The sequence below is a fragment of the Pseudomonas sp. JAI120 genome, assembly GCF_014207255.1.
Taxonomy (GTDB): domain Bacteria; phylum Pseudomonadota; class Gammaproteobacteria; order Pseudomonadales; family Pseudomonadaceae; genus Aquipseudomonas.
In genome coordinates this window covers 467,950-494,490 of the sequence record NZ_JACHCZ010000001.1, presented here as the reverse complement: position 1 = coordinate 494,490, position 26,541 = coordinate 467,950, and the positions used below count along the sequence as shown (strand labels likewise).

The window sequence follows — 26,541 nt, the reverse complement described above, 5'->3', positions numbered from 1 at the left end:
TGTTGCGCAGGAGGCTTTACCGGCAGGCCGGCGGGGAATGTTTCGATGATAGATGGCCCGCTTGGACTTTGCTCGCCCTGCCAAGGCTTTGCGCAATCTCGATAAAGGCCAGGGTGGCCGGTGACGACTGTCGCCGATCCAGCACCGCCAGGGCAATCTGGCGCGGCACGCGGGGCGAAAGCGGTCGCTTCACATAGCGCGGATCAAGTGCCTGCGGCAGCGATGCTTCGGCGACGATGCTCAGGCCGTCCCCACGGCTGACCGCTTCCAGGGTGCTCAGCAGTTGCGCGCAGCGGTAGCGCACCTTTGGCCGCAGTTGGCCGACGTCGAACAGGCGGGTGACCAACTCCGAGGAGCCGGCTTCCGTCAGGATAAAGGCATCGTCACACAGGTCCTGCAGGGCCAGCGTGTCCCGCGCAGCCAATGGATGATCTGCCGGCAGCAGCGCCACCATCTGGTCCTCGAACAAGGCAAAGGTGTCGAAGCGCTCCTGTTCCAGCACCACAAAGCCCACATCGATCCGTCGCTCATCCAGCCACTGCAGCACCTGGCGGTCGGGCCCTTCGTCCACATGCACCTCAATCCCCGGATGGGCGCTGCGAAACTGGCTGAGGATGGCTGGCAACAGGCGAATCGACGCGGTCGGCCCGAATGAGCCGATGCGCAACGTACCGCGCCGCATGCCACGGGCATCGGCCGCCTCTTGTTGCAGGGTGTTGGCCAGGCCGAGCATGGCACGGGCACGTCCGAGTAATTGCTGGCCGATGTCACTCGGTTCTACCAGCGACTGGTGGCGCCGAAACAGCTCCACACCCAGTTCCTGCTCCAGGGCCTTGATGGCATGGGACACCGCCGATTGGCTGATGCCCAAACGGTGGGCGGCACTGGTAAAACCTTGGAGCTCGGCGACCAGTGAGAAAATTTCCAATTGGGTCAGTGTCATGAGTGAAAGCTCATTTTACGATGATCGGTTATTAGCTGAAGAATACGCGAATTCTCCCGTACCTTGAGCCCATCCCTCATGCGACTCGCCTCTGATCACCTGACTTATTGCAAACTCGCCGCCGTCACCATGATCTGGGGCGGCACCTTTGTCGCCGGGCGCTTCCTGGCCGACCACCTCAATCCGCTGCTGGCCGCCAGCCTGCGTTTTATCCTCGCCAGTCTGGTGTTGTTGCTGTTCATGGCCTGCGCGCGTATTCCTCTGTTGCGTCCCAATCTTCAGCAGTTTGCGCAACTGGCGGTGCTGGGATTCTTCGGGATTTTTTTCTACAACCTGTGCTTCTTCTATGGGTTGCAGTACATCAATGCGTCGCGGGCTTCGTTGATCGTGGCGTTGAACCCGGCGGTGATCGGCTTGGCGAGCTGGCTGTTATTCAAGGAGCGGCTGAGTCGGATCAAGCTGCTGGGTATCCTGTTGTGCCTGGTCGGTGCCGGGACGGTCATTGTCAGCCGTAACCCGCAGTTGTTGCAGGCCACCGCCGATGCCTGGATCGGCGATTTACTGATCCTTGGCTGTGTGGCGGGGTGGGGCGTCTATTCGCTGTGTGCCCGGGGGCTCAACCAAAGCCTGGGGCCATTGCAGACGGTCACCTGGTCGGTGCTGCTGGGTATGTTGATGTTGACCACCACCGCGTTTGTCACCGCAAGCGTCAGCGTAGAAGCGCTTGGCTGCTTGCCGATAACCCATTGGCTCAGCCTGGCCTACCTCGGCGTTTTGGGCTCGGCGCTGGCATATATCGGTTACTACGACGGTATCCGGCGCATCGGCGCGACGCGCGCCGGCGTATTTATCGCACTCAACCCACTGACGGCGGTGATCTGCGGCGCACTGCTGCTGGGGGAACAACTGACGGCGCCCATGCTGGCGGGCGGGGCCGTCATCCTGTTGGGCATCTACTTGTGCAACAAACCCCTTGCACAGGCCAGGGCAATGGGGATTTGATAAGAGTACGGACAAATATGGTTACGCTGTGTAGAATCGATTTACGCATACAAGAATATCGACTTGCGCTCACGCAAGCCTCGGCCGTCAGAGACTGATGTAACCATGAAGCTACTCGGCTCCCCCCTCATCTTTGGTGACTTCCTCGCCCGCAGTGTGCGAGGCCTTTCCTGCGCGCCGCCCTCCGACCTCATCCTTGCTCGCACATAACCACTTGCTACCCACAAGAATGATGAGGCGCCGGCCATGACCGACCACTACGAAAACCCAATGGGCCTGATGGGCTTTGAATTTATCGAATTCGCATCGCCGACCCCCGGCAACCTGGAGCCGATCTTCGAGATCATGGGCTTCACCAAAGTCGCAAACCATCGCTCCAAGAACGTCCAACTGTTCCGCCAGGGCGAGATCAACCTGATCCTCAACAACGAGCCCAACAGCATTGCCTCCTACTTCGCGGCCGAGCACGGCCCGTCGGTGTGCGGCATGGCGTTCCGCGTCAAGGACTCGCAAAAAGCCTACAACCGCGCGCTGGAACTGGGGGCCCAGCCCATCCATATCGAAACCGGCCCGATGGAGCTGAACCTGCCGGCCATCAAGGGCATCGGCGGCGCGCCGCTGTACCTGATCGACCGTTTTGGTGAGGGCAGCTCGATCTATGACATCGACTTCGTCTACCTCGACGGCGTCGAGCGTAACCCGCAAGGCGCCGGCCTCAAGGTCATCGACCACCTGACCCACAATGTGTATCGCGGGCGCATGGCCTACTGGGCCGGCTTCTACGAGAAACTGTTCAACTTCCGCGAAGCGCGCTACTTCGATATCAAAGGCGAATACACCGGCCTGACGTCCAAGGCCATGAGCGCCCCGGACGGCATGATCCGCATCCCCCTGAACGAAGAGTCGTCCAAGGGCGCCGGGCAGATCGAAGAGTTCCTGATGCAGTTCAATGGCGAGGGCATCCAGCACGTGGCGTTCCTCACCGACGACCTGGTCAAGACCTGGGACGCACTCAAGAAGATCGGCATGCGCTTCATGACTGCGCCGCCGGACACCTACTATGAAATGCTCGAAGGCCGCCTGCCGAACCACGGCGAACCGGTGGATCAACTGCAAGCACGTGGCATCCTGCTGGACGGCTCGTCAATCGAAGGCAACAAGCGCCTGTTGCTGCAGATCTTCTCGGAAACCCTGATGGGCCCGGTGTTCTTCGAGTTCATCCAGCGCAAGGGCGATGATGGGTTTGGCGAGGGCAACTTCAAGGCGCTGTTCGAGTCCATCGAGCGGGACCAGGTACGTCGTGGCGTGTTGACCGCCGACTGAGCATGAAAAAAGCCCGACCGAGGGACGCCTCGGTCGGGCTTTTTGTCGTTTGGCATTCAGGCTCGGCGCTGACGCACCAAATGTTTGAACCCTTCGAACACCAGTACCATGACTGCGATCCAGATCGGGATGTAGGTCAACCATTCGCCTGCCTTGATGCCTTCACCCAACAGCAGCGCCACTACCAGCAACAGCACCGGCTCGACATAACTGAGCAGTCCGAACAGGCTGAATGCAAGCAACCGACTGGCAATGATATAGCTCACCAGCGCCGAGGCACTGATCAGGCCCAGTACCGGGATCAACCCGTACAGCCTGGGGTGGGCATCCATCACCGCGAAACCCTGTTCGCCGCTTTGCACAAACCACCAGGCCACCGGCAACATCAGCGCCATGTCCAGCCACAGTCCTCCCAGGTGGTCGGTCTTGAGGTATTTGCGCGCGATGAAGTACAGCGGGTAACCGATGATCACCACCAGCGTCGCCCAGGAAAACCCGCCGGCCTGGAACAACTCGTTAAGTACCCCGAGGCTGGCAAAAAACACCGCGATCTTTTGCAGGTATGAAAGCTGTTCGCCCCATACCAGGCGTCCGGTGAGCACCATGCTCAGCGGCAGCAGGAAGTAACCTACCGACACATCCAGGCTGCGCCCGTTCAGCGGTGCCCACATGAACAACCACAACTGCACGCCCAGCAAGGCCGACGACAGCACCACACCGCCGATCAGCCGAGGCTTGGCCGCGAGCACTTGCAGCAACTCCCACACCCGCCGCCATTCGCCACTGACGATCATGAATACCGTCATGCACGGCACGGTCAGCAACATGCGCCAGCCGAAAATTTCCAGGCCGCTCAATGGCGTCAGCAATGACGTGAAGTAGTACATCACGGCAAACAACACCGAGGCCGACACCGATAACACAACTCCTTTAGACACGCTGTCCTCGCGAAAACCGATTTCAAAAAAAAGGGGAATTTCAAGAAGGGATTATGGTGCTTTTGAGTCGAGAGGGTTGCGCTGTTTTGGGGCGTTTTTCAGGAAAATTTCTCGTTACCGCTTTCTGGGTCGGCTTGGTAGGGTCAGTCGGGTTGTTGTTGTTGTTGTTGTTGTTGTTGTTGTTGTTGTTGTTGTTGTTGTTGTTGTTGCGAGCGGTGCAAGCCCGCTCGCCACAGTAAGCCCGCTCTACAACCGTAGCCTGGTCACTCAGCCTACGCGCGCGCCACTCGGCCCGAGACAAAATGACCCACATCATTGAACCCCGGCGTGGAGGAATGCCCCGGAGTCACCAGCGAGTCGATAAAAGCCTCATCCTCAGCCGTGATCTTCACGTCCAGCGCGCCGGTGTAGGCATCCCACTGCGCCTCGGTGCGCGGCCCTACGATCGCCGAGCTCACCGCCGCGTTGTTCAGCACCCAGGCTATCGCAAACTCGACAATGCCCACGCCACGGCCCTGGGTGTATTGCTGGATCTGCTGGGCGATGCGCAGTGACTCCATGCGCCATTCGGTTTCCAGGATGCGCTTGTCCTGGCGGGCGGCACGGCTGCCGGCTTCGGGTGTGACGTCCGGTGCGTATTTGCCGCTGAGCACGCCACGCGCCAGTGGGCTGTAAGGTACGACCCCCAGGCCGTACGCGGCGGCGGCGGTGATCTGTTCGACTTCGGCCTGACGGTTGACGATGTTGTACAGCGGCTGGCTGATCACCGGCTTGTCCACGCCCAGGCGTTCGGCGACACGGATCACCTCGGCAATCCGCCAGCCGCGATAGTTGGACAGGCCCCAGTAACGGATCTTGCCCTGGCGGATCAGGTCGCCGATGGCCGATACCGTCACCTCCAGCGGGGTGTCGTGATCTTCGCGGTGCAGGTAGTAGATGTCGAGGTAGTCGGTATCGAGGCGGGTGAGGCTGGCTTCCAACGCGTTGAAGATGCGCTTGCGGCTCAGGCCACTGCGGTTGGGCAGGCCCTCCGTGGGGCCAATGGCGACTTTCGACGCCACCACCCAATCCTGACGATGGCGAGCGATGGCTTCGCCGACGATTTCCTCGGAGCGCCCGCCGGTGTACACGTCCGCCGTGTCGATAAAATTGACGCCCTGGTCCCAGGCCTTGTCGATGATGCGCAGCGAGTCCTCGGTGTTGGTCTGTTCGCCAAACATCATGGTGCCCAGAGTCAAGGCACTGACCTTCAAACCGGACTGGCCCAACGTGCGGTAAATCATGGTGCATTCCTCAAAAGCATTGACGAGTGCTATGCAATACCAGAGAGCAAGGCTCTAGAACAAGCTCAACGTCGGCGTATCGGCGTGCACGGACCCGCCTGTCCCCCCGCCGTGGCCGTGTGCAACTGATAACGCCGCGGGTGATTCGGCGTTACCAGTTGAGAGCGGCGGGGGCTTACATCTTTGAACAAGATCAAGCGATATAGAAGGGCGTGCCTACGTCGAATCCACCATCGAACTGAAACTCCACGCCTTCTCTCACAATAAAACTGCATTTCAATGTGCCTTTCGCGCGGCCTGTAGCGGGGAGTGAATCGAAATGCAGGTTTCCTCCCACTGCGGCATAGAGGCCGTAAGCGGGACGGGCGCTGCAGTTGACGAAAACCTCCGTGCTTTTTGGGGAGATGACATAGTCATGCTCGGTCAGGTTTTTTGTTATCTGGATGCTGACGATTTGGTTTGAGGGTGGAAAAGAGTCGATATCCCGCGAGCCAAAGACTTCCCAGCTGTCCGGGAAAAAGGGCGATTCGTGACTGATAATGCCAACGGTCTTTGCTACAAAATCTTCATGTGAAGGAAACGGGCTATTACGGAATGTTCCATTGAAGGTATCTGTATAGAGCCTTGGGTAGGATATTCCCTTCAAGTGAAGCTCGCCGTCGGTAAGGTCTACATGCGCTTCGTTAAATTCCGCCGATAAATGGAAGGTTGCGTTCATTTCCTCATTTAGTACTGAGACGGTGATCTCCCCACTTACAATCCGATAGACGGAAATACCTGCTCCATAGGGTGCAAAGACAAAGCCGGTGACCTCGTCGGGGAAGCTGTAGATGTGCTTCTTGCCGTTCTCTTCAAGATCAGCCGGAAGCACCACGTTCAGCCCATAATAATTCTGGTGTGGGTCGCCGCTTTGCAATTCAACCCCACTGAAACGCCAGTGCTCTCCGGACTTGAAGATATGTTGTCTGTCGAGATCGGATACGAACGAATGGGTATGGCTGCCGGTAAACGCTGCGGTGAGGCTGCCCGTGCTCGCGGTTGGTTTAGCTTTAGTTGTCATCTCGATGTTCCTTGCGCAATGTGAAGGGGACTTCGGAATGGACATGCTAAATGCGATAGGTACGCTGAGATACTGTCATAAATGACAGGTTTAAAAAGCCACCTCTTAATAGCTGAAACTTAGGGCAGCGATGGCTGTAACAGGGCCTGGCAGCGCACTTGTAGAAACCGGTGCAGCACTTTCATCCGTTCCGACACTTGCAGGCGGTGGGGGCACATCAGGTTGAACGGGGTGGGTTCTCCCTGCCAGTCCGGCAACAGTTGCACCAGCCGTCCGGCCTTGAGGTCCCGAGCGATGTCGAGATTGGCCTTGTAGGCAATACCGTGGCCGGCGAGTGCCCAGCGCCGCACAATCTCGCCGTCATCGCTCAGGTAGTCGCCCGTCACCTCAACTTCCTGCAACGTCGTGCCCTGGCGAAAGTACCAGGTGCTGTTGGCCCGGCCCTGGCGCATGTACCGCAGCGTGTTGTGCTGCGCCAACTCCGCCGGGGTGCGCGGCGTGCCGTGGCGCGCCAGGTAGTCGGGGCTGGCGCAGGGAATGCGTTGGTGGTCGGGGACCACCGGCAGCGCCACCAGGCTGGAGTCCCGTGGGACGCCGAAACGCAGGGCGATGTCGACGGTGTCGCGGAACAGGTCGGCATTGCTGTCGTTGAGCAGCAATTGCAGGCGGATGTTCGGGTGTTCCTGCTTGAACTCATCCAGCCAGCCCAGGACCACATTGCGGCCAAAATCCGAGGGCGCCGCCAACTGCAGCAGGCCGGTCAGGCCCTGGCTCTGCTGCTTGAGCGCTTGCTCGCCTTCGGCCAATGCGGCCAGCGCTTCGCGCACGCTGTCGAGGTAGCGGCGACCTTCTTCTGTCAGGCGCATGCTGCGGGTGGAGCGTGCCAGCAGGCGGGTGCCCAACCGGGTTTCCAGGCGCTTGAGGGCGATGCTGGCTGCTGCGGGGGTCAGGCCCAGCCCACGTGCGGCGGCGGACAGGCTGCCGGTGTCGGCGGTGCGTGCGAACACTTCAAGGTCGAGGATTGAGCTCATTTGTAAAAATCCTTTAAAGATCCTGTCGTTTTACCGGGATTTTTCGCTGATTGCCAAGCTGGGAAGATGAGCGCTCACTTTCTGACCCAGGACATTTCTTAATGACTTCCCCCCTCAACGGTAAAACGGTCATCGTCATCGGCGGCAGCAGCGGGATCGGCGCAGCCGTGGCCAAGGCCGCCGCTGCACGCGGTGCTCAGGTGGTGTTGGCGGGGCGACGCCTCTCGTCGGGCAGCCAAAACGGCCTGCGCAGCGAACCCGTGGACGTCACCGACGCCGCCTCCCTGCAGCGTTTGTTCGAAACCGTCGGGCGTTTTGACCATCTGGTGTACACCTCCGGCCCCTCGGTGCGGGCCAAGACCTTGATCGAAACCGATCTGGACGAGGCCCAGGACAACTTCAACGTGAAACTCTGGGGCGCGTTGCGGGCGATCCAACAGGCGCTGCCTTTTCTTGATGAGCGCGGCAGCATCAGCCTGACCTCCGGGCAACTGGGGCGCAAATTGGCGCCGGGCCAGTTCATCAAAGTCGGTATCAACGCGGCCACTGAAGCCCTGGGCAAGCAGTTGGCCAAGGAGTTGGCACCGCGTCGCGTTAACGTGGTGAGTCCCGGTGTGATTGATACCCCTGCGTATGCGGGGTTGGCCGAGGACCAGCGCCTGGCGATGTTTGCCAAGGCGGGTGGCGCATTGCCGGTGGGGCGCGTAGGGCAGGCAGAGGAAGTGGCGGCGGGGTATGTGCTGGCCATGGAGAATGGCTACATGACCGGTGCTGTCATTGATATCGACGGCGGCGGGCTGCTGTAAACGCGGACTATATGTGGGAGGCGGCAAGTCGAATCGTCGCACCGCCCCTCCCACATGGACCGTGTTATACCTTCAAGGTCCGCGTCATCCGTAACGCCAACACACTGCCCGCCACAATTACCGCCGCCAGCAGGTACAGCGCCACATCCGTGGAGCCGGTGGCGTCCTTCACAAAACCGACGATATACGGGCTGAGGAAGCCGGCCATCTGGCCCATGGAGTTGATCAGCGCCAGGCCACCGGCCGCTGCGCCCGCACTGAGCATGGCGGTCGGTACCGGCCAGAACATTGGCAGGCCGGTGAGGGCGCCCATGGTCGCGATGGTCAGGCCGAGGATGGCGATGGCTGGCGTGGTGGCGAAGTTCACGGCAATCACCAGGCCGATGGCGCCCATCAACATCGGCACGACAAGATGCCAGCGGCGCTCCTTGCGCAAGTCCGCCGAGCGGCCCACCAGCAACATGAAGACAGCGGCCAGCAGGTATGGAATCGCGCTGAGCCAGCCGATCACCAGGTTATCGCTGAAGCCCAGGTTCTTGATGATCGACGGCAGCCAGAAGTTGATGGCGTACACACCGCTCTGGATGCAGAAGTAGATCAGGCCGAATGCCCAGATCGCCGGGTTCTTGAACACTTCGGCGAGTGAATCGGTGGTGGTTTTCGGCTTGTTGGCCAGGTCGGTGGCCTGGTCGGCTTCCAGCACTGCGCGCTCGTGGGGCTTGAGCCACTTGGCGTGGGCAAAGCTGTCGCTGAGCAGGAAGTAGGCGAGGGCGCCGAGAATCACGGTCGGAATGCCTTGCAGCAGGAACATCCACTGCCAGCCCGCCAAGCCGCCTTGGCCGGCGGCGAAGTGGTTGAGGATCCAGCCGGAAAACGGGCTGCCGAGCAAACCGGACACCGGGATCGCCGACATGAACAGCGCCATGATCCGCCCACGGCGGAACGTCGGGAACCACTGCGAGAGGTACAGCACCACGCCGGGGAAGAAGCCGGCTTCAGCCGCGCCGGTAAACAGGCGCAAGGTGTAGAAATGCGTAGGCGTGGTGACGAACAGCAGGCAGGTGGACAGCGTGCCCCAGACGATCATCATCAACGCAATCCAGCGCCGTGGACCGAACCTGGTCAGCGCCAGGTTGCTCGGCACACCACACAGCACGTAGCCGATAAAGAAGATCCCGGCACCCAGGCCGTACACGGTTTCGCTGAATTTCAGCGCATCGAGCATCTGCAACTTGGCAAAGCCAACGTTGACCCGGTCGAGGTAGTTGAACAGATAGCAGATGAAAATGAAGGGGATCAAGCGCAGGGTAACGCGCTTGTAGATGGCGTTTTTATCGTCATCGGTGGCCAGTGTGACAGCGGCGCTCTGTGACATGGGAATCTCTCTTTATTATGATTTTGCGCGATGCGAGGGTAACGTCGATCGCCCAACGAGTCTCGGCCAGGTGGCGGGGTGCTGTCTTTGTGCTTGCGCACAGTGATGCATGCTTTGCGCTGTGCCGATGAACAAGCACGCTTTCAAGTACTTTCTTTCAAGGAGATGGCCGCATGTTCGAGCTGGATCATGATCTGGCGCAGGATATCGTCGATAGGACCATGGCGATCCTGCCCTACAACGTCAATGTCATGGACAGCCAAGGCCTGATCCTCGGTAGCGGCGAACCCGAGCGCATCAACACCCGCCACGAAGGAGCACAATTGGTGCTGGCCAATGGTCGCGTGGTCGAGATCGACGGCCAGACCGCCAAGCACCTCAAGGGCGTGCAGCCGGGCATCAACCTGCCGCTGATGCACGATCAGCGCCTGATTGGCGTACTGGGCATCACCGGCGAGCCCGAGTTGTTGCGCACTTATGCCGAACTGGTGCGCATGACCGCCGAAATGCTCGTCAGCCATCGTCACCAGCAAACCGAGCAGCAATGGCGACGCCAGCGTTGCGATGATCTGTTGGCGTTGCTCCTCGCCGACAGCGGCGACTCACCACGCCTGGTCGATGAAGCCCAGCAATTGGGCCTCAAGCCGCAGCTGGCGCGCACGCCGTACCTGTTCGAACTGGGGGCGGGCCAATCGGCGGAAGCATTGAACACCTGGCTGACCTCGCGCTATCCGGACAGTTGGTGCGTGAGCTCGGCGCAGTTCTCGCTGCTGTGGTGCCGACCGGCGGCACAGCAGGTGGACAATCCACGGCTGCTGGAAAAGCTCGAAGGCCTGGGCTGGAACATCCTTCGCGTGGCCGTCGGCGGGCAGGCGGATGGCCTGGCCGGATTGCGCCGTTGCTATCGTCGCGTCGGCGATTTGCTGGCCTACGGTCGCGATGTGCTGCCGCAGTCGCGGCTCTTGACCCTCAACCGCTACCGCTTGCCCGTGATGCTCTGGCGTCATCGCAACGACGATGCCCTCGACGAACTGCTCAACCCATTGCGCAAGGTGCTGGCCAAGGACAGCAACGGCCAACTCCTGGCCACGCTGCGCAGTTGGTGCGAACACGACGGGCAAAGCCAGGCCTGTGCCGACGCCCTCGGCATTCACCGCAACAGCCTGCGCTACCGCATGGAGCGCATCGCCGAACTCAGCGGCGTCGACCCGCTGACCCTGGACGGCATGCTGGCACTGTACCTCGGCGTGCAGCTGTTGCCCCAGGCTTTGTCGGAATGAACAACAAACCTTACCCGTACTTGTGCATCGGACCGGCGTCATCGGCGGTGCCAACTGGCAGCATGGGCGTCATAAAAACCGGAGAAAGCCCATGAAAATCATCATCGCCCCCGACTCGTTCAAGGACAGCCTGAGTGCCGAGGGCGTCGCTCAGGCCATTGCCGCAGGGTTGGCGCAAGTCTGGCCGGATGCACAGGTGATCCAGTGCCCGATGGCGGACGGTGGTGAAGGCACGGTGGACTCGGTGCTCGCCGCCTGTAACGGCCAATTGCGCCGCCAGGCGGTGCGTGGCCCTCTGGGCGGGACGGTTGAAGCACGTTGGGGCTGGTTGGCCGACAGCCACACCGCGATCATCGAAATGGCCGAAGCCAGCGGCCTGCAATTGGTACCGCCAGGCCAGCGCGATGCGTGCACCAGCAGCACCTACGGCACCGGCGAGCTGATTCGCGCGGCCTTGGACCTGGGTGCCCAGCGCATCATTCTGGCGATTGGCGGCAGCGCCACCAACGACGGCGGTGCGGGTGCGATGCAAGCCCTGGGCGTGCAACTGTTCGACGCTGCGGAACAGGCCTTGCCTCCCGGAGGCCTGGCGTTGTCACGACTGGCGCATATCAACCTGGAAAAACTCGATCCGCGCCTGACCCAGGTACGCTTTGAAATCGCCGCCGATGTGAACAACCCGCTGTGCGGCCCCCACGGCGCCTCGGCGATATTCGGCCCGCAAAAAGGTGCCAACCCTGAGCAGGTGCAACAACTGGACGCTGCCCTTGGCCACTTTGCCGATCACTGCGCCAACGTCCTGCCCAAGGACGTGCGCGACGAACCCGGCAGCGGCGCCGCTGGCGGCCTGGGTTTTGCCGCCAAGGCGTTCCTCGGTGCGCAGTTCCGCGCGGGCGTGGACGTCGTCGCCGAACTGGTAGGACTTGACGAAGCCGTACGCGGCGCCGACCTGGTCATCACCGGCGAAGGCCGCTTCGACGCCCAGACCCTGCGCGGCAAGACCCCCTTCGGCGTGGCCCGTATCGCCCGGCAACACGGCGTCCCGGTGATCGTCATCGCCGGCACCCTGGGCGACGGCTACGAGCAGATGTACGCCCATGGCGTGGATGCGGCGTTTGCCTTGCCAAGCGGCCCGATGAGCCTGGAGCAGGCCTGCAGCGAGGCCCCGCGTTTGCTGCGCGAGCGCGCGGCGGATATTGCGCGGGTGTGGCGAGTGGCGGCCAAGCGCTGACGCATCACGCCGAACATGGGACAATCCGCGCCTTTTTCGACACGGAGAGTCCCCATGCTACGCCCCGTACTCCTGGCCCTGCTGCTGAGCGGCACCGCCACCCATGCCTTCGCTCAACCGCCCGCTGAAACCGTGCCGCTGCTGCGGGAAATCAAGAACTGGGTCACCGGTTGCGACAACCTGCGCAATTGCCATGCCCTGAGCGCGCCCAGTGGCGTCGATGAAGAAGACTACAGCGCCCTGACCTTGCACATCTGGCATCAGGCCGGCCCCGAGGGGTATCTACGCTTGCGCTTCGACCATCGCGGCGAAGCGCTGGACCTGTCGACCCTGGTGTTGGACGGTCAGCCGCTGGGCCTGGAACTGACCCGGGATTTGCACGTAGAACTGGACGATCAGGGCGGCGATCCCGAGGTGCAGTCTTACGGCGTGATCGAGGACGCCGCAGCGCGGCGCTGGTTGCAGCGTTTGCGCAATGGCCAGCGCCTGCAATTGCCGGGCGATGAGCAGGCGCATGTGTCGCTCAGCGGCCTGAGTGCTTCGCTGCTGTTGATGGATGCGGTGCAGGGGCGGGTGGATAACGTGACGGCCCTGGCACGCCCCGGAAAAGCTCCGGCCAGTGAGGTGCCGCCACGCTTGCCGACGCCGGTGTTGAGCAAGTTCCCTGCGCCGCCGACGTTGACCGTGCAGGAACAGGCAGGCCTGGTGGCGGCTGCATTGCAGGCCGTGACGCCGGAGGAGGGTGAGCCCGAGGCAACGGCCGGGGCGCTGACGGCGCAACAGGCGATGACGGTGGCGCGCTACGACTGCGCGGCCTACAACTGTGAGTTCGACGTGGTCAGCCGCCAGCGTCAGGCGCCCTATGCGCAAACGCCGCTGGAGCTTGAGCCCTTGCCGTTGGACGGCGCCGCGCTGCAAGGCTCGGTGGGCTATGACGAAGCCTCTGGCACCCTGAGTTATTTCTACAAGCAGCGCGGGATCGGTGACTGTGGCGGCGGTGGCGTCTGGGTGTTTGACGGCAAGGCGTTCCAACTCAGTGAGTTTCATGTGATGCCGCGCTGTACCGGTGTGGGTTACGGCGATTGGCCGTCGTTGTGGACGACCGCACCGGCGCCCTAGCCAGGGGGCGGGCATGGCCTCTACACTGGCCGGCCACTTGTTTTTCAAAGGATGAAACACAATGCACACACCTGAACCCCACATCGTGATCCAGCGCTTTACCGAGGCCCACCTTGAAGGTGTCGCGGCGCTCTATAACGAACCGGCCGTGTGCCGGCAGGTGCTGCAGATGCCGTTCCAGTCGGTCGAGGCGTGGCGCAAGCGCCTGGTGATGGACAACGAACGGCGCCTGCAACTGGTGGCGGTGCACGGCGGTGAGGTGATCGGCCAACTGGGCCTGGAACAGTACCTGCGCGTGCGCCAGGCGCATGTGGGTTCGTTCGGCATGGGCGTGGCCACGGCCTGGCAGGGCAAGGGCGTAGGCTCGCGGTTGTTGACGGCCGCGCTGGACGTGGCCGACAACTGGATGAACCTGCACCGGGTGGAACTCACGGTGTACGCCGACAACGAAGCCGCGCACCACCTGTACCGCAAGTTCGGCTTCGAGGTCGAAGGGCGCTTGCGTGACTACGCCCTGCGCGATGGGGTGTTCGTCGACACCCTGAGCATGGCGCGCCTGCGCAAGTCGGCTTAACCCTCCAGCGCAAACGCCACCGCAGCCTGCGCATGCAGCTCGGTGGTGTCCAGCAGCGGCAGGTCGCTGTGTTCGGGCTTGACCAACAGGCTGATTTCCGTGCAACCGAGGATGACCGCCTGGGCACCCCGTGCAGCCAGGGAGTCGATGACCCGCAGGTAGACCTGGCGGGACGCATCGCTGATCACGCCGACGCACAACTCCTCATAGATGATCCGGTGCACGGCGCGCCGCTCCTCCGCGTCCGGCACCAGCACGGTGAGCCCCTGGGCGGCCAGGCGTGACGTGAGAAAATCCTGCTCCATGGTGAACGCGGTGCCGAGCAAGCCGACCGTCAGGGTACCGGCTGCCACCGCCGCCGCTGCGGCCGCATCGGCGATATGCAGGAAGGGAATCGACACCGCCGCCTCGATACGCGGCGCCACCAAATGCATGGTGTTGGTACACAGCACCACACACTCGGCGCCGCCCGCCTGCAAACGGCGCGCGGCGTCTTCGAGGATCAGCGCGGCGTCATCCCAACGCCCGGCGTGCTGGGCCTGCTCCACGGGGCCGAAGTCCACGCTGTACATCAACACCTGTGCCGAGCGCAGCGGGCCGAGCTGGTCACGCACGCGCTGGTTAATGATGCGGTAGTACTCGGCGCTGGACTCCCAGCTCATGCCGCCGATAAGGCCGATGGTGCGCATGCGATGCTCCTGACAGGGAAAGTCGCTTCACCTTACCCATCGGCCGCTGAATAGTCATACGCAGTTGCAGGCCAAATGACCGGAGCAGTTTCACATGTCCAGGTTGACCCAGCCCGGCCGGGGTTGCTCCGCTGCAATTGCCTGGATGGGTTTACCTGTGGCCTGTTCAACGCGCCGCGCCACCTCCGGGTCGTCAGCGAACGGCAACATGCTGGCTTCGTCCAGGCTCGTCTCGGATTGCCCGCGCAGGCAATACTCCACCGCACCGTACAGGCACACCACAATCAGGAAACTCCACATATCAGGCGATCCGCGCATCGAGTTGGGCCACGTTCAAGTCTGCGACCCGCACGGTGCGCCAAGTGTTGTAGGCCATCAGCAACATGCCCGAGAGGAAAAATACTCCGCCCGCAAATCGCACCACAAACCCCGGATGGCTGGCCTGCAAAGCTTCGACAAACGAGTAGGTGAGGGTACCGTCGTCGTTTACCGCGCGCCACATCAGGCCCTGGGTAATGCCGTTGACCCACATTGAGGCGATGTACAGCACGGTGCCGATGGTCGCCAGCCAGAAGTGCAGGTTGATCAGCGCCACGCTGTGCATCTGCTCGCGGCCGAAGACCTTGGGGATCATGTGGTACAGCGAGCCAAAGGTGATCATCGCCACCCAACCCAGGGCGCCGGCGTGTACGTGGCCGATGGTCCAGTCGGTGTAGTGGGAGAGGGCGTTCACGGTCTTGATCGCCATCATCGGGCCTTCGAAGGTCGACATGCCATAGAACGCCAGGGACAGCACCAGGAAGCGCAGGATCGGGTCGGTGCGCAATTTATGCCAGGCGCCGGACAAGGTCATCATGCCGTTGATCATCCCGCCCCAGCTCGGGGCCAGCAGGATCAGCGACATCGCCATGCCCAGCGACTGCGCCCAGTCGGGCAGGGCGGTGTAGTGCAAGTGGTGCGGGCCGGCCCAGATGTACAACGTGATCAATGCCCAGAAGTGCACGATGGACAGGCGATAGGAGTACACCGGCCGCCCGACCTGTTTGGGCACGAAGTAATACATCATCCCCAGGAAGCCGGTGGTCAGGAAAAAGCCGACGGCGTTATGCCCGTACCACCACTGCACCATGGCATCGGTCGCGCCGGAATACACCGGGTAGGACTTGAACCAATCCACCGGGATGGCCAGGTGATTGACCACGTGCAACATGGCGATCACCACGATGAAGGCGCCGAAGAACCAATTGCCCACGTAGATATGTTGGGTCTTGCGCCGCACCACCGTGGTGAAAAACACAATGGCGTAGGCCACCCATACCACGGTCATCCACACCGCGCCGGAGAACTCGATCTCGGCGTATTCCTTGGTGGTGGTGTAGCCCAGGGGCAGGCTGACCAGCATGATCACGATCACCGACTGCCAGCCCCAGAAGGTAAACGCGGCGAGGCGGTCGGAATACAGCCGTACCTGGCAGGTACGCTGAACCGCGTAATAGCTGGCGGCAAATTGCGCGCTGCCGGCGAAGCCGAAGATCACCAGGCTGGTGTGCAACGGCCGCAGTCGGCCAAACGTGGTCCAGGGCAGGTCCAGGTTCATCTCGGGCCAGACCAGTTGCGAGGCGATCCACACCCCCATGGCCATGCCCACCACACCCCATACGAGGGTGGCGATCACGAATTGGCGGACGACTTTATAGTTATAGGCCTGCTCGATTGTTGCGGTGCTCATGCTCAGTCCTCCCACGGTTCCAAGTGGCGGGCACTGTAGGAAACGCGGGAAAAACAAAACAGGCTCAGAAAAAGCTCATTACAGCGGATCAGTCGACAAGCACGCCCACTGGCCTGTCAGCGTTAATCGTACGGTGAGTGGCCGCATCTGCCATGATCGGGCATCGCAACCTGGCACACCCAAGGAAATCCGCAATGGACGATGTACAGCAACTGGGCGAGATGCTTCGTCATTACGCCGATAGCGAAGCGCACAAGAAGCAGCAGTTCGATGTGCAGTCGGCCCGCTGGGCACAAAAGCTCGGCGAGTTGTTCGGGCAGATCGAGCAATGGCTTGAGCCGGTCAAAACCGTAGGCTTGCTGGAGGTGCACCGTGAAGCCTATGTCGCCAGCGGGCCGAGCATGCCGGTGGAGACGTCGACCTTCAAGACCGAAAAACTGCTGGTGCACATTACCGGTAAAACCGTGGAGTTCGTGCCCGAGGTCATGGGCGTCGGCGGCTTGATCTCGGTGTCGGTGATGGGCTTGACCGCCGCCCGTCACGGCAGCGTATCGCTGGTACTGCCGGCCGAAAAAAACGACTGGTTGTGGAAAAAAACCAACGGTTTGAAAGACCCTGACACCTTTGGCTTCGACGCCAACTTCCTGGCCACGCAGTTGCAGAGCTTGATCCCGCGCGAACGCGGCTGAGGGCGACCGCTTCGTACAGCGTTGATGCGGGCTGCGGGTGTGTCAAACATTGGGTACAAATAAGCATTTTTTGCCCAGGATTGGCTATACCTACAGCTCAATGCCTCAATGATGATCGCCAAGGAGTTCAATAATGAAACTAAGGCTAATGATCAGTACGCTGTGCGTCGCGTCAATTGCTATGGCTGGCTGCGCCAGCAAGGTCACCCAACCGGACGAGTACTCGGGTTTTCTTTCCGACTACAGCCAACTCAAGGAAGCCAAGTCGCCGTCGGGGGCCGAGGTGATGCGCTGGGTCGACCCCAAACTGGACCTGAGCCGCTACACCGCGGTGTACATCGAACCGACGCAGTTCTACCCCAAGCCCCAGGCCACCGCGAAAATCCCAGACAGCACCCTCAATGGCATCAACACTTACTTCAACCAGGCACTCAAGCGTGAGCTGGGCAAGTCACTGCCCCTGGCCAACGGCCCTGGCCCCGGTGTGATGGTGGTGCGCGCGGCGATCACTGCCGTCAGCAGCAAGACCGAAGGCCTCAAACCCTATGAATTCGTGCCTGTGGCCCTGGTGGCGGCGGCGGTGAGTACCGGCACCGGCATCCGCGACCAGGAAACTACCCTCGGCACCGAGGCGCAGTTCCTCGATGGTGCCAGTGGCAAGGTGCTCGCCCAAGTGGTGCGCAAGGGCACGGGCAAGCCGCTGTCCAACGACTCGCAGGTGATGAAGGCCGATGACGTGAAAGGCGTGATCGATGGCTGGGCGTCGGACCTGCATCAGTCGTATGTGAAACTGAAAAAACACTAGGGACTAGAACGCATTCCTGGCGGGTTTGTTGTAGTAGCTGAGCAGGGCGTCGTAGCGACGGGTGATGAGGTAGTAGTCATCACTCAGTTGCTGTGGCGCAGCATGCGCCAGCCAATCCTTGTGCAGCGTTTGCAGTGCCTCAAGGTACGCGTCGACATTGGGCTTCACGCTGTACCAGAGGTAAGCGGCGTCACCATTACGGTCTTTACGCGGAAGGCTGTTCAGGAACGCCTCACTGCCATCGCCGGCCTGCTGCACGCTGTTGGTCAGTGCCGCCAGGGCCTGCGGCGTCAGGCTGGCGTTGCGTACACCCTGGTCGATCTGGTTGACCGCCTGACGCGCCACGATCATGTAATTGAGCACATGCCAATGCAGGTCCTGACCGAAACGCGCCTCCAGCAAGGCCAGCTGTGCCGGGCGCAGGCGCTGTTCTTCACGGTCCAGGGAACGGCGCAGCTCGGCGGATATCGAGGTGTAGTCGGTGCCCTTGCTGATCAGCTCTTTCCTGAGCAATGCCTCCATGTTTTCGTTGAAAAGCCGTTTATAGGCCGCCGACTGGGTGGTCGGATTCGATGGTGCGTTATCCGTGGCGATGGGCGTAAAGATATCCAGGCTCGCCACGAAACGGTCGGTCACCCCGACCAAGCGGCTGCCGGGCTGTTGATGTTCAAGTTTTAGGCTGATCCTGGGGCCGCAGATGTCCTTTTGGATCAGCCGCGCCCGGGGCTCGGTGGTGTCGCCGAACTCGTCGCGATTATTGGGGTAGGCGACGGCCGGCAGGTCTGGCTGTCGCTCGTTGCGTTCAGGGGTGATGAGCCGGTAGTACGTAAGCCGAGTGTCTCGGTCGACTCGGTTGACGCAATCAATGATCGGCGCCAGGGCGCTGGCGGTTGCGGTTTGGGGGCCGTCGCGCTGGTTCCACCACAACTCGACCAGGTGCACTTGCTTGCCCGCAGATGCAAGGCCGAAGAGCCCCATGACCAGTGCAATACCCAAGGCAATAAACCAATTGGAATTCATCGTCCGGCCTCCTGGCCATACCACTGTGCCTGGGTCGCGGGGGCCTGGCAGTGTTCTGCGCTACGCGGCATGCGGCTGCACAGGCGTTCGGTCCACTGTTGCAGGCCCTGGTTGCGGGTGACCCGGTACTGGTTGTCATACAGCTTCAACCCGGCGAAAACGCTGATAACAACAACCACGCAAAATACCCTGGTCACCTTTGCCCATCGCGGCTGTTCGGCGGTCCAGGGTGTATGCCTGTTCGTAAAAGGGCGTTTGACCAGGCCGATGATAGCCAGCACGGCCACCAGCGTGAGGCCGGCGAGTGGGTTGAACAGGTAGCTCAGAAGCGCCACCAACACCATGCCGGGCAGCAGGTCGCGCAGCGGCAACAGCGGCAAATGTGTTGGGCTTAAGCCCCGTGGCAGGCGTTGGCTGAGGTGTTCGTCCTGCACGCGGTATTGGTGCGCCAGCGGGCGCCAGATATGCCAGGCCAGTCCGGCACCAACCACCGCCACCAGTGACCACAGCAGTCCTTTGCCCACCGTGGGCAGCAGGTTACCGGCCAAGGTCTCGGCATTCACCAGGGTCCCCGCCACGCAACTGAGCACCAGCGCAACGATCCAGGGCCAGGTGTCCAGGGCCGAGTCCCAGCCTTGCCAGAAATAAACGCTGCCACCGGGCATGGCTTCGACCAACGCGACATGGTCAGCGTAGAGGGTTGCGCTGAGGCGTTGGCACGCTTCCCAGTCGCTGTCGTTGAAGCGCTGGGCAAAGGCGCGGCGCTGGCCCAGGCTCATGGGCGCCAACAGCAGCCGCGCGGCGCGTTGCTGCGGGCTGTTGGGCGGTTCGGCGGCCAGCGCGTATTGGTGGGCGAGGAAAATCGGGCCTTGCTGGCGTTGCAACAGCCGCGTCCAATCCCCCGCCGGGCAGTCATGACCGGCGCCGCCATGCCAGTGCTGGCCGGCGCACACCGCGTCGAACACTGCGCTCGACCAGTAGTGACTCTGTGCAAGCAGGCGGGCCAGCCATTGGTTGAACCACTCGGCATGGGGATGATTGTTCACCCAGGGATGTTCGGAACGTGCGGCATAGGCAGCCAGGAAAGCGGCCTCGTCCTTTTGCTCCAGGGCCTGGCGCAAGGGTTGCTGCAACGCGCTGCGGTGCTTGCGCTCGAGTCTTTCGATCAGCTCGCCGGGCAGCTCCAGGCGCTGCCAGGCCGTCAGCCAGTTGAAGGTTTCAAACGCCCAGCGGGTGTCTTCGGGGTTGAGATGCCCCTCGATGTCGCGCAGCAACAACTGGATTTCAAAGTGCAGCGCATTGCCATGGGCCATGGCTGCCTGGTAATGGTCGGCAAGGCTGTCGCCCTGGATGTCGATGACCACTTCGTCAGCTTCCTGCTGCCCCTGGCTCCACGCCAGCGCGGCCTCATAGGCTTCGCGCAGGCGCTGGAAACCCTCGGGGTCATCATCCGGTCGGGTTTTCTTCAGCAGGGCGGCGTATTGGCGCTTGATCGTGCGGCTATCGGCATCGGGCGCCAGGCCAAGGACATTCCAGCAAGTCATGTGCAGTGCAACTCCGTAGACAATCGCACGCACATTACCCGTTTTACAAGTTGATAAACCAGCGGTAGTACGGGTTGGCGCTTACAGCAGGAATGGCCCGGCCTGACGCGGTCGCGACCGGGCACGTGGTGTTACTTAAGCGGCGTCAACGGCGGCAGCTTCCACTGGCCGTTACCCACCTCAGGCTTGGGCAGGTAAATCCGCAGGATTGCGTAGAACGGACCGGGTGGGGCCGGCAACCAGTTGCTCTGCTCGGCCTTCGGCGGCTCGTGGTGCTGAAGGGCCAAGGTCAGGCCGCCATCGGCGTCCCGCTTGAGGCCGGACAGCATGTGCGAATTGATCAGGTAGCGCTTCTTGTGGTTGGGCACCAGCAGCTTGGTCTTGGCGTCGTACATGGTCAGCGACCAGAAGGCATCGGCTGGTGGCAACTGGTCCTTGGCGAAGTGCACGGTGTAGCTGTGGCGTGCGCCGTTGGCGGGCTTGCCCTCGCTGTCGAGGATATAGCTCAGGTACGCGACCTCATCGCCGGAGTTACCGAAAAGCCCCATGTCCGCACCGGCGTAGCGGTACAGGTAGTTGTTGTTCAGGTGGTCGCGGCTGCCGTACAAATCGCCACTGGCGACCTGATGCGTGTCGACCTTGTCCTTTTTGAACGCGGCAAACTCGGCGCGTGCATCGGAGATACCGTCTTCCAGGGCCTTGCGCTGTTCAGCGGTCAACTCCTTGACCTTAAAGGGTGCGCCCGGGGCGATACCAATCTTGGCGAAGCGCGCCAGCAGGTCTTTCTCGCTGTCCTGGGGTGCGGCGAAGGCCAGCATGAAGTTCAGGTAGCGAAACAGTTGCGGGCCTTCGGTCATGGTCGCCATGGGCTTGGGCCATGGGACCTTCGGCGCCTTGGCCGGCGCAGCTTGCTTCACGTAATTGCTCAAAGACTGGACTTTGTAGCCGTTCTGGATCTGCTTGACCTTGTTCAGGTCCTTCTCGTCGAACAACTGCGTACGGTAGAGGGCGTAGGCGATGTTGCTTTCGCTGTAGACCACGCGGTCCACGTTCACCGGCTGCTGACCTTTCCAATCCGGGCCGGCGATCATGTAGTGGCCGCCGTTGTTGCCGGTGCTGCGGGTGCCCAGATAGGCGATGTTCTGCGTGTAGAGGTCGATCAATTGCACCGAGTAATAACGGTCGTCTTCGATCTTGGGCAGCGTCAGCACCAGCGGCTCGCTGCGCAGGTCCATCCACACGAACGAGTAGGGCGTGTCCGAGTTCGGCGTCACGAACGCGGTGTCCTTGGGGGTGATCACTTGGGCGGTATTGCCGATATGGTTGAACGGCGCCTTGAAGTTGGTACCGCCCTTATCAACGGCCTGGGTGTAAAGCGTCTTGTACATCTCCACCACCGGGTAGCCATACAGGTAGGCTTCCTTGGCGATGGCCCGGGCTTCGCTGGGGGTGGCGGTAAATTCGGCCCAGGCGCCGGTACTCATGAGTATCGAGAGGCTCGCCAACAGCAGGCGCGTCGGTTTTCCAATCATGTTGTTGCGTCCTTCCAAAGTTCGTTTGACTGCCGGGGAATAAAGGCGATGAGTTTCCTGTTTTATTTCCCTGACGTCACGTTAATCCCTGCGAATAAAGTGAACTCATCAATGCCGATCTGTACGGCGGCTTGAACATGTGGATAAAGACGCACAAATAGCCGCCCTTGCCGGGCGGCACTGTGTAAAAGAGGGGTCAGGCGGCAGGCAGCATCGATTTGACTTTGTCGCGCAATTGATCGATGGAGAACGGCTTGGCGATCACCTGCATCCCGGCGGGCACATCGATGTTCTCGGCATAGCCGCTGGCAAACAGGATAGGCAGGGTGGGGCGCAATTCACGCACCTTGGCTGCCAGTTGCTTGCCGTCCATGTCCGGCAGGCCGACGTCGGTCATCATCAGGTCGATGATCTGCGCGGTGTCTTCAACAATCTTCAAGGCTTCTTGCGCATCGGCAGCTTCAAGCACCAGGAACTCCAACTCTTCGAGCACATCAACGATCAGCATACGCACGATGGCATCGTCTTCGACGACAAGGAGGGTGGAGGAGACTGCGGACATAATGAGGGTTCCCGAAAAAATGGAGGTGCAGGTCTTTAGCGGTTGAAAGACCATTCTCTAATGAGTCGCGTCAATCTCGGCAAGTTCCGTTGGCGGGGGCATTGTGACGGGAATGCAAGAAAAAGTCGCGTTACTCACCAGAGGCCGCGGGCCATCAGTGGCTCCGTCCTGTGCGCCGTTCAACACATTGCCGGGCAAGCGGCTTCGTTCAGAAGCTCCTGGCCCTGCCGGGGGCCAGGATCAATGCCATGCCTTAAGGCGGCAGGGGGCTGGATACCATCATTGAAACCGCAAAACTGTCCACCTTGTCTGTGACGATGTCATCGGGATGGAACGCGCTCACGTGGAACCCCTTTTTGCCCCCCGGCGAAATCTTAGGCCTTAAGGTCGCGCTGACACCGCCGCTATTGAGGATTTTCTCGATGCCTTCACGCATAGACTCTACGTTATCAAACCTGACCAGTCCGCCATTGGGCTCGAAGAAAAACCACTCTTTTTGGCCATCCTTGACTCTGATGCCTGCCAGCATGGCGTGATCTTCCGTGCTGATTCTCAGGTATTTTGACGTCGTGGACCTGCTCAGATCGTCGATGATGGACTGATGATTGATCAATGAAGGGGCGGCGTTTACGTGGAAGGTGTCCTTTGTGTTTACGGCGTACTGCAGTGTTTTTAAATCGTGATTGAATAGGGTGTGCAGCGGAGAGGGCGATTCAGTGGTGGAGGCCTTGCGAAGATTGTCGAGGAATATTTTTTCGTCTCCTCGATGCAAGGCGAGCGCCATGGCATTCGATAACCCGGCGCAATCGCCGTTGGAGGTCAAATCAACACGGCCGAGGTAGTCCGACTGGGCAAAGCTATTGATGGAAACGCTGGGAGAATTCCCGACATCGCGGGTAAGCAGCGCAGTGAAATACTTGCCCTCTTCAATTCTTTTGGCCTTCAACTCCCTGGCCAGAATCCCCATTTCTTCAGGTGTCCTGCCAGGTTTGGCCGCTAATACCATCAACGCCTCGAAACTGCGCTGTCCAGAGTAATCCGACAAGTCATCCAATGCACCGTTTCGATAACCCTGGTTGAATTTCGGAAGTGTGTTGGAGGTCCTCGCGGCAGAGATATTCTCTCCGGCACTCGCCAGGTACGTATCTGGGACTCTACCGAACAGACTGCCGCGCAGGGGGGAGAAGTTCTCGATTGGCGGGCCATAGGGCAGGTTTCGAAAAGGGTCGAAGCTATACCAACGATCGTTTTTCAGAACGGCGACGCCGTCGACGCTATTCTCTCCGACTTTATAAGTCCCTATCAGCGTCGGACCATATTCCTTGTTGGCTGCCTTCAACAGGTCATAGCTTCCCGATGCGCCACGTACCTTGTTAATCAGCACCTGCCCGGAGTCACTGAGGAATCTTGCTCCACGTGTGACCAGGCTGGCGGTTCCCGTCGCCATGCCCCTGACCCCGCTGAGCGGGTTGAGCGCGCCGATAAGACCACTGCCGAGGATGCGTGCCGTCTGGAGCGCCTTTATGGTAGGGGACGCTGCGGATACAAGCACCTTGGCGGCCTTTGCGGAAACACCGTAACCCATCGTGGCCAGCGCTAGAGTATCCAGGCCAAGGTCCAGAAGGCCTGCCTCATAATCACCGTCGCGAAAATTGACATAGGCCGACCTGAACGGAATCAAGTTGAGAAAGAACTGCCTGACTCGCTCATCGCCTGCTTTCTGTTCATCAAGTGTCGTGGTTCCATTGGCTTGCAGCCATTGGTCCTTGCCGTTGATATCAAGGTGTTCAAGAAACGCGTCCGCAAGGTACTGGGTTCGGGCGGAGGTAAAACTCGACGGGGCCGGTAAATGGGTATTCGGTTGGTGTGCTTCACGCCCTTGGCGATCAAGGCGTTCCGGGGTGAATTTTTCGACTTTGGTCAGAATATTCGCGTCGCGCCAATCACCCCGGGTGATGGCCGCCTCACTCGTGCGCTTGACGATTCGTTTGTTTCTTATATCGATTTCATAAACACAGACCTGGGGTTTTCCGTCGACCTCTCTTTCAGTTCTTACCAGCAACTCATTGAGTCTTGACTGGAAAGTGGGGGGATTTATGAGCCCCCTGCCAATTTTGTACTGGTTAGATTGATAGAAATCGATTTTACCGAATTCCAGGTTTTGCCGGTCTTCCAGCGGGAGTTCGGAAATCAGGTGTTTCACCTGGGTCTGAATGCCTTCTTTCAGCGATTGGGTCGCCGTCTCGTATTGGCCTTGAAATATGCCGTTGACGTTGAGCCTGGGCTGCTCGTTGATCGCATTGATGGGGACCCGGGCATCGTCTGTTTTCCAGTTGACATTGATGCCCATCATCGCCATGTCCAGCATTGAGTGTTTCCCATCCAATTGCTTGGCTTTGTCTTGGGAGACGGTCGAGAGGCACTTCAATTCAAACGGAATACCTTCCCCAAAATGCTCCTTGAGCTTTGCCAGGGCGATGGCTTTTCTGCTTGGAATCTCGGCAGACAGTAATTGGGAGGCCTTGATTCTGGTAGTCAACTGCTGATTGAACGCGGTCCTGATGCTCTCCACTTCCTGAGGGGTGTAGGCAGCATCATCCTTCTTTACGACAAGGCCATTGATCATGCCCCAGTCCAGCAACAAGGCTGTGATGACGTGGACCGGCGGATCATTCAAGACTTGGGCGGCACTCATCACCTGACCGTAGTCCAACTGTGATGTGGTACCCGGCGCACTCGCTTCGACCTTGGCCACCGCCAGGCAGAAATTTACCCAGGCCTGGCTGCCGTTGACCAGCGTGTCGGGAATGTCCTTGACCAGGAACTGAGGCGCTATGCGTGACAGCAACAGGTGGGTGGCCAGCTTGGCTGTGGCTTGCGTGGCCCGGCCTTTATCCACCAGATGGCGACTGAGCCCCTCAACGATGGCTGACGGTGGCATGCCCCAGTATTTTTCCTGCCCCAAGTCAAATCCGGCGATTGAATTCCTGGCGGGCGACTCGACGGATTCACGATCGAGGCCAATGTTAATGGCGGCCAACACGTAGTCGCTGATGCTGGTTGGCGTGGCAATCCCTTCAAGCCCGCTCTGTAATGCTTGCCCCATCGCCTGGGCCTTGGTGGACTTGAGCAGGGTTTCCAGGGCCTTGGCAGGGTCTTGCAGTTCGGCATCCGACAGCGAGCTGGCTTTTATCAGGGCGCCCAGCGCGCCTTTTGTCAGCTCTGACCGGACCGGGCCTGGCTCTGAGTGGCGGCTATGCCGCATCACCCCGGCTTCGGCAATGACACGCACCTTGTGTCGTTGTTGCGAGGTCAAGGGCAGGGGCCAGGATAGCGCCCCCCCGAGATTGCCCAAGGGTTGTTCCAATGCATGAGCGTGCGCGGCGTCCGCCAAGTGAACCAGATCAAGCCGGGTTTCAGGCACAGGCAAATTATGGTGCTTGAGAAAGGTTTCCAGACTGACAGAGGCCTGGCCTCCCGACGCGCTGTCCTGGTGGTAGGCGGAGCGTGGGTCAATGGCGGTTTGAGTACTGCTCAAATGAGCCAGCAGGGTTTGGGGCGTCGCATCCTGCGCAAGGGTGTTCATGGCAGTGGTGAGGTGCTGCGCCACATTTTTCCAGTTCTGCGCGTTTCCCTGCGCGCGGGCCTCTGATGTATGTGACAGGGATTGATCCGAGACTATTGCACGCGTGGCGCCGCTGGGGTTGCCAGTGGAAGGCGTGCCCTCCGGCTGATCGGGTGATATTGGCGTGGAGTATTTGAAACCCTGTGGATGTAGCAAACTCAAAGAGGAAGTCATCTTTATTACCTTTAGTTATTTAAGGGTAATACCTTCTGAAAGGGCCTCCCTGGACCTAAGGCACACAGCAAGTGAGTGTCGAGCGTAAGTCCGGACGTTCCCCGCAGGCCGGGAAGCAAGTGTCAGAAATCATATATGTAGGCATGCAGGCAGGGAGCGGGGGGAGGGAGTCTGATCAGGCAGACCGTCGCGCTTAATCTTCTATGT

At 60.5% G+C, this 26,541-nt stretch carries 23 protein-coding genes; 9 read left to right on the top strand and 14 right to left on the bottom strand.

All coding sequences use genetic code 11. The annotated features are described in order from the left end of the window. Positions 1-16: 16 nt before the first annotated feature. Positions 17-943, bottom strand: coding sequence for a LysR family transcriptional regulator (locus HDC32_RS02270; protein ID WP_184742324.1), 927 nt, complete (start codon positions 941-943; stop codon positions 17-19). Positions 944-1,021: 78 nt separating this feature from the next. On the opposite strand from HDC32_RS02270, the gene HDC32_RS02265 reads away from it, so the two are divergent. Next, a complete protein-coding gene (locus HDC32_RS02265) occupies positions 1,022-1,945 on the top strand; it encodes a DMT family transporter (protein ID WP_184742322.1) in 924 nt (307 codons plus the stop codon). 246 nt (positions 1,946-2,191) lie between these two features. Next, positions 2,192-3,268: a 4-hydroxyphenylpyruvate dioxygenase gene (hppD, locus tag HDC32_RS02260; RefSeq protein ID WP_184742320.1), complete on the top strand. Its 1,077-nt coding sequence runs from the start codon at positions 2,192-2,194 to the stop codon at positions 3,266-3,268. Positions 3,269-3,324: 56 nt separating this feature from the next. Here hppD and rarD read toward each other — a convergent pair whose 3' ends face one another. The 4 genes from rarD to HDC32_RS02240 form a co-directional block, all read right to left on the bottom strand. After that, entirely contained in the window at positions 3,325-4,206 is an 882-nt protein-coding gene (gene rarD / locus HDC32_RS02255) for an EamA family transporter RarD (RefSeq protein ID WP_131696228.1), read from the bottom strand. 272 nt (positions 4,207-4,478) lie between these two features. Continuing rightward, on the bottom strand, positions 4,479-5,489 hold the full coding sequence (locus tag HDC32_RS02250; protein WP_131696229.1) for an aldo/keto reductase: 1,011 nt from the start codon (positions 5,487-5,489) through the stop codon (positions 4,479-4,481). A 193-nt stretch (positions 5,490-5,682) separates the two neighbouring features. Further along, positions 5,683-6,549 (bottom strand): hypothetical protein, encoded by an 867-nt coding sequence (locus HDC32_RS02245; protein ID WP_145337800.1) that lies wholly within the window; start codon positions 6,547-6,549, stop codon positions 5,683-5,685. A gap of 119 nt (positions 6,550-6,668) precedes the next feature. Continuing rightward, positions 6,669-7,580, bottom strand: coding sequence for a LysR family transcriptional regulator (locus HDC32_RS02240; protein ID WP_184742318.1), 912 nt, complete (start codon positions 7,578-7,580; stop codon positions 6,669-6,671). 101 nt (positions 7,581-7,681) lie between these two features. On the opposite strand from HDC32_RS02240, the gene HDC32_RS02235 reads away from it, so the two are divergent. Beyond that, positions 7,682-8,386 carry an SDR family oxidoreductase gene (locus tag HDC32_RS02235; protein ID WP_167656295.1) on the top strand — a complete coding sequence of 235 codons (705 nt, stop codon included), beginning with the start codon at positions 7,682-7,684 and terminating at the stop codon, positions 8,384-8,386. Positions 8,387-8,450: 64 nt separating this feature from the next. Here the strand turns inward: HDC32_RS02235 and HDC32_RS02230 are convergent, their stop codons facing one another. Then, positions 8,451-9,761, bottom strand: a complete 1,311-nt coding sequence (locus HDC32_RS02230) for an MFS transporter (protein WP_131696233.1) — start codon at positions 9,759-9,761, stop codon at positions 8,451-8,453. Positions 9,762-9,934: 173 nt separating this feature from the next. On the opposite strand from HDC32_RS02230, the gene HDC32_RS02225 reads away from it, so the two are divergent. The 4 genes from HDC32_RS02225 to HDC32_RS02210 all read left to right on the top strand — a co-directional run bounded on the left by HDC32_RS02225 (position 9,935) and on the right by HDC32_RS02210 (position 13,965). Beyond that, on the top strand, positions 9,935-11,041 hold the full coding sequence (locus tag HDC32_RS02225) for a sugar diacid recognition domain-containing protein (RefSeq protein ID WP_131696234.1): 1,107 nt from the start codon (positions 9,935-9,937) through the stop codon (positions 11,039-11,041). A 91-nt stretch (positions 11,042-11,132) separates the two neighbouring features. Beyond that, a complete protein-coding gene (locus HDC32_RS02220) occupies positions 11,133-12,272 on the top strand; it encodes a glycerate kinase (protein ID WP_184742316.1) in 1,140 nt (379 codons plus the stop codon). A gap of 54 nt (positions 12,273-12,326) precedes the next feature. Continuing rightward, positions 12,327-13,391 (top strand): DUF1176 domain-containing protein, encoded by a 1,065-nt coding sequence (locus HDC32_RS02215; protein ID WP_184742314.1) that lies wholly within the window; start codon positions 12,327-12,329, stop codon positions 13,389-13,391. Positions 13,392-13,452: 61 nt separating this feature from the next. Further along, the gene (locus tag HDC32_RS02210) at positions 13,453-13,965 is read left to right on the top strand and encodes a GNAT family N-acetyltransferase (RefSeq protein WP_184742312.1); all 513 of its coding nucleotides are present in this window, start codon (positions 13,453-13,455) and stop codon (positions 13,963-13,965) included. On the opposite strand, the gene HDC32_RS02205 is transcribed toward HDC32_RS02210, so the two are convergent. The 3 genes from HDC32_RS02205 to ccoN form a co-directional block, all read right to left on the bottom strand. Continuing rightward, a complete protein-coding gene (locus tag HDC32_RS02205; RefSeq protein WP_184742310.1) occupies positions 13,962-14,654 on the bottom strand; it encodes an aspartate/glutamate racemase family protein in 693 nt (230 codons plus the stop codon). The genes HDC32_RS02210 and HDC32_RS02205 overlap by 4 nt on opposite strands. Positions 14,655-14,744: 90 nt before the next feature. After that, complete coding sequence (locus HDC32_RS02200) at positions 14,745-14,954, bottom strand: cbb3-type cytochrome c oxidase subunit 3 (RefSeq protein ID WP_131696241.1); 210 nt, start codon at positions 14,952-14,954, stop codon at positions 14,745-14,747. A gap of 1 nt (position 14,955) precedes the next feature. Beyond that, a complete protein-coding gene (gene ccoN, locus HDC32_RS02195) occupies positions 14,956-16,383 on the bottom strand; it encodes a cytochrome-c oxidase, cbb3-type subunit I (RefSeq protein WP_184742308.1) in 1,428 nt (475 codons plus the stop codon). Positions 16,384-16,577: 194 nt separating this feature from the next. Here ccoN and HDC32_RS02190 point away from each other — a divergent pair, with 194 nt between their 5' ends. Both HDC32_RS02190 and HDC32_RS02185 read left to right on the top strand, forming a co-directional pair. Continuing rightward, entirely contained in the window at positions 16,578-17,072 is a 495-nt protein-coding gene (locus HDC32_RS02190; RefSeq protein ID WP_145337810.1) for a hypothetical protein, read from the top strand. A gap of 133 nt (positions 17,073-17,205) precedes the next feature. Next, entirely contained in the window at positions 17,206-17,877 is a 672-nt protein-coding gene (locus HDC32_RS02185) for a DUF3313 domain-containing protein (protein ID WP_184742306.1), read from the top strand. A gap of 3 nt (positions 17,878-17,880) precedes the next feature. Here the strand turns inward: HDC32_RS02185 and HDC32_RS02180 are convergent, their stop codons facing one another. The 5 genes from HDC32_RS02180 to HDC32_RS02160 all read right to left on the bottom strand — a co-directional run bounded on the left by HDC32_RS02180 (position 17,881) and on the right by HDC32_RS02160 (position 26,334). After that, complete coding sequence (locus HDC32_RS02180; RefSeq protein WP_184742305.1) at positions 17,881-18,897, bottom strand: DUF3829 domain-containing protein; 1,017 nt, start codon at positions 18,895-18,897, stop codon at positions 17,881-17,883. After that, complete coding sequence (locus HDC32_RS02175; protein WP_184742303.1) at positions 18,894-20,441, bottom strand: J domain-containing protein; 1,548 nt, start codon at positions 20,439-20,441, stop codon at positions 18,894-18,896. Before HDC32_RS02175 ends, HDC32_RS02180 begins: the two co-directional genes overlap by 4 nt. Positions 20,442-20,572: 131 nt before the next feature. After that, the gene (locus HDC32_RS02170; protein ID WP_131696247.1) at positions 20,573-21,973 is read right to left on the bottom strand and encodes a DUF1254 domain-containing protein; all 1,401 of its coding nucleotides are present in this window, start codon (positions 21,971-21,973) and stop codon (positions 20,573-20,575) included. Positions 21,974-22,169: 196 nt separating this feature from the next. Beyond that, positions 22,170-22,535, bottom strand: coding sequence for a response regulator (locus HDC32_RS02165; RefSeq protein WP_131696248.1), 366 nt, complete (start codon positions 22,533-22,535; stop codon positions 22,170-22,172). Positions 22,536-22,788: 253 nt separating this feature from the next. Then, positions 22,789-26,334: a hypothetical protein gene (locus tag HDC32_RS02160; protein WP_184742301.1), complete on the bottom strand. Its 3,546-nt coding sequence runs from the start codon at positions 26,332-26,334 to the stop codon at positions 22,789-22,791. Positions 26,335-26,541 lie beyond the last annotated feature (207 nt).

Coding starts and splice junctions, on each gene's coding strand:
- HDC32_RS02270 (WP_184742324.1), bottom strand. CDS start 943: ATGACACTGACCCAATTGGAAATTTTCTCACTGGTCGCCGAGCTCCAA.
- HDC32_RS02190 (WP_145337810.1), top strand. CDS start 16,578: ATGGACGATGTACAGCAACTGGGCGAGATGCTTCGTCATTACGCCGAT.
- HDC32_RS02265 (WP_184742322.1), top strand. CDS start 1,022: ATGCGACTCGCCTCTGATCACCTGACTTATTGCAAACTCGCCGCCGTC.
- HDC32_RS02180 (WP_184742305.1), bottom strand. CDS start 18,897: ATGAATTCCAATTGGTTTATTGCCTTGGGTATTGCACTGGTCATGGGG.
- HDC32_RS02175 (WP_184742303.1), bottom strand. CDS start 20,441: ATGACTTGCTGGAATGTCCTTGGCCTGGCGCCCGATGCCGATAGCCGC.
- HDC32_RS02240 (WP_184742318.1), bottom strand. CDS start 7,580: ATGAGCTCAATCCTCGACCTTGAAGTGTTCGCACGCACCGCCGACACC.
- HDC32_RS02250 (WP_131696229.1), bottom strand. CDS start 5,489: ATGATTTACCGCACGTTGGGCCAGTCCGGTTTGAAGGTCAGTGCCTTG.
- HDC32_RS02225 (WP_131696234.1), top strand. CDS start 9,935: ATGTTCGAGCTGGATCATGATCTGGCGCAGGATATCGTCGATAGGACC.
- HDC32_RS02160 (WP_184742301.1), bottom strand. CDS start 26,334: ATGACTTCCTCTTTGAGTTTGCTACATCCACAGGGTTTCAAATACTCC.
- HDC32_RS02165 (WP_131696248.1), bottom strand. CDS start 22,535: ATGTCCGCAGTCTCCTCCACCCTCCTTGTCGTCGAAGACGATGCCATC.
- HDC32_RS02235 (WP_167656295.1), top strand. CDS start 7,682: ATGACTTCCCCCCTCAACGGTAAAACGGTCATCGTCATCGGCGGCAGC.
- HDC32_RS02170 (WP_131696247.1), bottom strand. CDS start 21,973: ATGATTGGAAAACCGACGCGCCTGCTGTTGGCGAGCCTCTCGATACTC.
- HDC32_RS02220 (WP_184742316.1), top strand. CDS start 11,133: ATGAAAATCATCATCGCCCCCGACTCGTTCAAGGACAGCCTGAGTGCC.
- HDC32_RS02185 (WP_184742306.1), top strand. CDS start 17,206: ATGAAACTAAGGCTAATGATCAGTACGCTGTGCGTCGCGTCAATTGCT.
- HDC32_RS02215 (WP_184742314.1), top strand. CDS start 12,327: ATGCTACGCCCCGTACTCCTGGCCCTGCTGCTGAGCGGCACCGCCACC.
- HDC32_RS02245 (WP_145337800.1), bottom strand. CDS start 6,549: ATGACAACTAAAGCTAAACCAACCGCGAGCACGGGCAGCCTCACCGCA.
- HDC32_RS02230 (WP_131696233.1), bottom strand. CDS start 9,761: ATGTCACAGAGCGCCGCTGTCACACTGGCCACCGATGACGATAAAAAC.
- HDC32_RS02200 (WP_131696241.1), bottom strand. CDS start 14,954: ATGTGGAGTTTCCTGATTGTGGTGTGCCTGTACGGTGCGGTGGAGTAT.
- HDC32_RS02205 (WP_184742310.1), bottom strand. CDS start 14,654: ATGCGCACCATCGGCCTTATCGGCGGCATGAGCTGGGAGTCCAGCGCC.
- HDC32_RS02210 (WP_184742312.1), top strand. CDS start 13,453: ATGCACACACCTGAACCCCACATCGTGATCCAGCGCTTTACCGAGGCC.
- ccoN (WP_184742308.1), bottom strand. CDS start 16,383: ATGAGCACCGCAACAATCGAGCAGGCCTATAACTATAAAGTCGTCCGC.
- hppD (WP_184742320.1), top strand. CDS start 2,192: ATGACCGACCACTACGAAAACCCAATGGGCCTGATGGGCTTTGAATTT.